Source organism: Saccharopolyspora sp. NPDC002686, from assembly GCF_040295745.1.
GTDB classification, from domain to species: Bacteria; Actinomycetota; Actinomycetes; order Mycobacteriales; family Pseudonocardiaceae; genus Saccharopolyspora; species Saccharopolyspora oryzae.
Genome location: NZ_JBEOVY010000453.1, coordinates 1 through 5,286 on the forward strand (window position 1 = coordinate 1; position 5,286 = coordinate 5,286).

Annotated in this window: 4 protein-coding genes; all 4 read left to right on the forward strand. The window is 71.6% G+C overall.

From position 1 onward, the window contains the following. The first annotated feature begins 156 nt into the window (after positions 1 to 156). Genes ABTZ89_RS35280 through ABTZ89_RS35295 form a run of 4 tightly spaced genes read left to right on the forward strand, consistent with a single transcriptional unit; the run spans position 157 to position 5,250 of the window. Positions 157 to 1,485 carry a purine-cytosine permease family protein gene (locus ABTZ89_RS35280; protein ID WP_351053136.1) on the forward strand — a complete coding sequence of 443 codons (1,329 nt, stop codon included), beginning with the start codon at positions 157 to 159 and terminating at the stop codon, positions 1,483 to 1,485. Between the two features lie 50 nt (positions 1,486 to 1,535). Continuing rightward, entirely contained in the window at positions 1,536 to 3,080 is a 1,545-nt protein-coding gene (locus ABTZ89_RS35285) for a hydantoinase/oxoprolinase N-terminal domain-containing protein (protein WP_351053139.1), read from the forward strand. A gap of 2 nt (positions 3,081 to 3,082) precedes the next feature. Beyond that, on the forward strand, positions 3,083 to 4,153 hold the full coding sequence (locus ABTZ89_RS35290; protein WP_351053142.1) for an S-methyl thiohydantoin desulfurase family protein: 1,071 nt from the start codon (positions 3,083 to 3,085) through the stop codon (positions 4,151 to 4,153). Beyond that, a complete protein-coding gene (locus ABTZ89_RS35295; RefSeq protein ID WP_351053145.1) occupies positions 4,150 to 5,250 on the forward strand; it encodes an S-methyl thiohydantoin desulfurase family protein in 1,101 nt (366 codons plus the stop codon). Before ABTZ89_RS35290 ends, ABTZ89_RS35295 begins: the two co-directional genes overlap by 4 nt. The last annotated feature ends 36 nt before the right edge of the window (positions 5,251 to 5,286 follow it).

Here is a 5,286-nt window from a genome sequence, read left to right on the forward strand (position 1 = left end):
GTAACAGTGTTCGAACACTGTTACGCACTCACGACCCTCGATGTGCAACCTGCACTCAATATGCACCCCAACTGTGCACTTGAGCTAGTGACGCCGGGTTGACCAGGGCTTACGTTGTCCGCCAACCGCCCCTCCGAGTCCACCCGAGGAGCTCGCATGGCTTCATCCGTCGGGGTCGACGACTACGCGCTCACCAGGGTGCCCGACCACGCGCGCTACTCCTGGTGGTCCGTTGCCGTGCAGCGGTTCGGCCAGATCTCCGCGCTGACGCAGTTCCTGCTCGGCGCCGCGCTCGGCTTCGGCATGAGCTTCTGGGACGCCTTCCTCGCGCTGACCCTGGGCGCCGTGATCCTGGAGGTCGTGGCGATCTTCGTCGGGATCATGGGCGCCCGCGAAGGCCTGTCCACCTCGATGCTGGCGCGCTGGACCGGGTTCGGCCGCGCCGGATCCGCGCTGATCGGGCTGGCCATCGCGATCAGCCTGATCGGCTGGTTCGGCATCCAGTCCGCGGTGTCGGCCAGGGGTCTGGTCGCGCTGATCGGCGGCCTGCCGGAGTGGGCCTGGGCGCTGGTGTTCGGCCTGCTGGTCACCGCCATCGTGCTGCGCGGCTTCCGCTCGATGGCCTGGGTCGCCTACGTGTCGGTGCCCGCCTTCCTGCTCCTGGTCGGCTGGTCGATCGGCGCGGAGCTCACCCAGCACGACATCGGCGCGCTGATGTCCTCCGCGCCGCCCGGCCCGCAGCTGTCGCTGCTCGAGGGGACCACGCTGGTCGCAGGCGGTTTCATCACCGGCTCGGTGATCACGCCCGACATGACCCGCTTCAACCGCACCGTCGGCGACGTCGTCAAGCAGACGCTGGTCGGCATCACCCTCGGCGAGTACGTGATCGGCCTGGCCGGGGTGCTGCTCGCGCACGCCGCGCGCTCCGCCGACATCACCACCATCGTCACCTCGTCGGTCGGCTGGGTCGGGATCCTGGTCATCGTCGCGGGCACGCTGAAGATCAACGACTGGAACCTGTACTCCTCCGGGCTGGGCCTGGTGAACTTCGTCGGCACGGTCTTCGGCAAGAAGCTCAACCGCGGCGTCGCGACCGCGGTGTTCGGCGTGATCGGCAGCGTGCTGGCGGCGGTCGGCATCCTCGACCAGTTCACCGACTTCCTGACCGTGCTCGGGGTGGCGTTCCCGCCGATCGGCGGGATCATGGTCGCCGAGTACTTCGTCGTCCGCCGCTGGCGGGGCGAGCTCGACGCCTCGCGGGCGCGGGGCGAGATCCCGGCCTCCTCGCCGGACTGGGTGCCCGCGACGCTGGTGATCTGGCTGATCTCCGCGCTGTTCGGCGGATTCGTGGAGATCGGGCTGCCGAGCATCAACTCGCTGGTCCTCGCCTTCGCGCTCTACGTCCTCGCCGGGAAGCTCGGTCTCGTCCGCGGTGTCGGCACCGCCAGCTCGACATCCGACGTCGTGAGCGCGAAGACCGGCTAGAACCGGCTTTCGCACTCACGACCCCCTCAATCAGACGAAGGAGTTCGGACTTGCGCATCGGCATTGACGTCGGGGGCACCAACACCGACGCCGTCCTGCTCGACGGCACCAAGGTGCTCGCCGCCGTGAAGATGAGCACCACCACCGATGTCACCTCGGGGATCGTCTCCGCCATCGACGGTCTCCAGCGGCAGCACGCGTTCGACCCGGCCGCGGTGCGCGCGGTGATGATCGGCACCACGCACTTCATCAACGCGCTCATCGAGGCCCGCCGGCTCGCCCCGACCGCAGCGGTGCGGCTCAGCCTGCCCGCCGGTGCGTCGCTGCCGCCGATGGTGGACTGGCCGCAGCGGCTGGTCGACGCCGTGTCCGGACGCAGTTACCTGTGCCACGGCGGGCACGAGTTCGACGGTCGGCACATCGCCGAACTGGACGAGGCCGAACTGCGCAAGGCCATCGACGACATGGGGCGCAACGGGGTGCGCAGCGTCGCGATCACCTCGGTGTTCTCCCCGGTCAACCACGACTTCGAGCAGCGCGCCGCGGAGCTGATCGCCGCCGAGCTGCCGGACGTGGCGATCTCGCTGTCCCACGAGATCGGCCGGATCGGCCTGCTGGAGCGGGAGAACGCCACGGTCATCAACGCGGCGCTGCGGGAGCTGGCGGCCAACATCGTGGACGGGCTGGCCGCGTCGGTGACCGGTGCGGGCATCACCGCGCCGCTGTACCTGAGCCAGAACGACGGCACCCTGATGGACGTCGACTTCGCGCGCCGCTACCCGGTCGCGACGTTCGCCTCCGGCCCGACCAACTCGATGCGCGGCGCCGCCGTGCTCTCCGGCCTGGACACCTGCGCGGTGATCGACGTCGGCGGCACCACCAGCGATGTCGGCGTGCTCAACCAGGGCTTCCCGCGCGAGGCGACGACCGCGGTCAGCGTGGCCGGGATCCGCACCAACTTCCGGATGCCGGACGTGCTGTCCATCGGCATCGGCGGCGGCAGCCTGGTGCGCGGTGAGCCGGTGACCGTCGGGCCCGAGTCGGTGGGCTACCAGCTGACCTCCAAGGCGCTGGTGTTCGGCGGGGACACGTTGACCGCCACGGACATCGCGGTGGCCGCCGGGCGCGCCGAGATCGGCGATCCGTCGCTGGTCGCGCACCTGGACAAGGACATGGTGCGCGCCGCGCTGGAGCGCATCGCCGCGGACAACGCCGACGCGGTCGAGCGGATGCGGACCTCCGCCGAGCCGCTGCCGGTGGTCGCCGTCGGCGGTGGTTCGGTGCTGCTGCCCGACGAGCTGGGCGACGCCGGCGAGGTGCACCGGCCGGAGAACTACGCGGTGGCCAACGCCATCGGGGCCGCGATCGCGCAGATCGGCGGTGAGGTGGACCGGGTGTACGCGATCGATCCGGGCCAGCGCGAGTCGGTGGTCGACGAGGCCAAGCAGGAAGCGGTCGACCGGGCGGTGGCCGCCGGCGCCAGTCCCTCCACAGTGGACATCGTGGACTTCGACGAGGTACCCATCCCGTACCTGCCGGGCAACGCGACCCGGATCCGGGTGAAGGCCGTCGGCGACCTGCAGCTGGAGGCGTGACCATGCACGAGATCGCAGTGCCCGACCTGGACGACATCGCCCGCGGCGCGGCCATCCTCGGCACCGGCGGCGGCGGAGACCCGCACATCGGCCGGCTGCTGGCCAGCGCCTCCCTCCGCGAGCACGGCGCGGTGCCGCTGACACCGCTGGCGGACGTGCCCGCGGATGCCGCGGTGCTGCCGGTGGCGATGATGGGCGCGCCGACCGTGATGGTCGAGAAGCTGCCGTCGATCGAGCAGATCGGCCTGGCCGCCCGCACCCTCGCCGAGTACCTCGGCCGCGAGCTCACCCACATCGCGTGCGCCGAGGCCGGCGGCGTCAACTCGCTGATCCCGGTCGCCGCCGCCGCGCAGCTGGGCCTGCCGCTGATCGACGGCGACGGCATGGGCCGCGCGTTCCCCGAGATCCAGATGGTGCTGCCGACGCTGTACGGCATCCGGGCAACGCCGATGTCCATCGCCGACGAGAAGGGCAACCGCGCCGTCCTGGACACGGTGGACAACCGCTGGGCGGAGCGGCTGGCCCGCAGCGCCACCATCGACATGGGCTGCTCGGCGATGATCAGCAGCTTCGCCATGACCGGCGAGCAGGCCCGCGAATCCCTGGTGCCGGGCACCCTGACGTTGTGCGCGGAGCTGGGCGGGCTGGTGCGCACGGCGCAGGCCGAGCACCGCGATCCGGTGGACGCCGTGGTCGGCCGGCTGGGCGGGCGGCGGCTGTTCACCGGCAAGGTCGTCGACGTCTCGCGGCGCACCGTGTCCGGCTTCGCCCGCGGCGAGGCCCGGCTGGTCGGCATGGACGGCGACAGCGGGACCGAGCTGGTGCTGCGGTTCCAGAACGAGCACCTCGTCGCCGAGCGCGGGGGCACCGTGCTGGCCTCGGTGCCGGACCTGATCTGCGTGCTGGACCGGGAATCCGGCGAGGCCGTCACCACCGAGGCGATGCGCTTCGGCCAGCGGGTCGCGGTCATCGCCGCGCCCGCCGATCCGCGCTGGCACACGCCGGAAGGCCTGGAGCTGGCCGGACCGCGCTACTTCGGCTACGACATCGACCCGGTGGGAGTGGGGCGGTGAGCTGGCAGCTGACCGAGGAGCACCTGGCCGACCTGGCCCGCGGCGCGGCCGTGCTGGGCACCGGAGGCGGCGGCGATCCGCACGTGGGCCGGCTGCTCGTCCAGCAGGCGATCCGCGGATCCGGGCCGATCACCGTGCTCGATCCGTCCGAAGTGGACGACGACGCGCTGGTGATCCCGACGGCGCAGATGGGCGCGCCCACCGTGGTGCACGAGAAGATCCCGAGCGGCGAGGAACCGGTGGCCGCGCTGCGCGCGCTGGAGGCCTACCTCGGTGCCGAGGCGGCCGCGACGATGCCGATCGAGTGCGGCGGGATCAACTCGATGATCCCGCTGCTCGTGGCCGCGCGCACCGGGCTGCCGGTGGTGGACGCCGACGGCATGGGCCGGGCGTTCCCGGAACTGCAGATGGAGACCTTCGGGGTCTACGGCGTCACCGGTTCGCCGATGGCTGTGGCCGGCGAGCGCGGCGAGACCGCGGTGATCGACGCGGGCTCCGACAACGCGCGGATGGAGTGGCTGGCGCGCGGCGTCACCATCCGGCTGGGCGGGGTCGCGCACATCGCCGAGTACTCGATGAGCGGCGCGGACGTGAAGCGGACCGCGATCCCGCGCACGCTCACGCTGGCGCACACCGTCGGCAAGGCGATCCGCGAAGCCCGCGAGCGCAACGCCGACCCGGTCGCGCACCTCGCCGAGGTGCTGCGGGGAACCCTGTACGGGCACCTGCGGGTGCTGTTCCGGGGCAAGGTCTCGGACGTCGAGCGGCGCACCGAGGCCGGGTTCGCGCGCGGCCGCGCGGCGGCGGTGTCCTTCGACGGGGAGCACTCGCTGGACCTGGTGTTCCAGAACGAGAACCTGGTGGCGCTGGTCGACGGCGAGGTCCGGTGCGTGGTGCCGGACCTGGTGTGCGTGCTGGACTCCGAGCAGGCGGAACCGATCACCACCGAAACCCTGCGCTACGGCCAGCGGATCACGGTCATCGGCATCTCCACCCCGGACCTGATGCGCACCCCGGAAGCCCTCGCGGTCTTCGGCCCCGAGGCCTTCGGCCTGCCCTACGACTTCCGTCCCGTCGAGGAGCTCGTCGGACCCTGATCCTCGCGGGTGGTGGTGGCGCGTGCTACCACCACC

Coding starts and splice junctions, on each gene's coding strand:
- ABTZ89_RS35290 (WP_351053142.1), top strand. CDS start 3,083: ATGCACGAGATCGCAGTGCCCGACCTGGACGACATCGCCCGCGGCGCG.
- ABTZ89_RS35280 (WP_351053136.1), top strand. CDS start 157: ATGGCTTCATCCGTCGGGGTCGACGACTACGCGCTCACCAGGGTGCCC.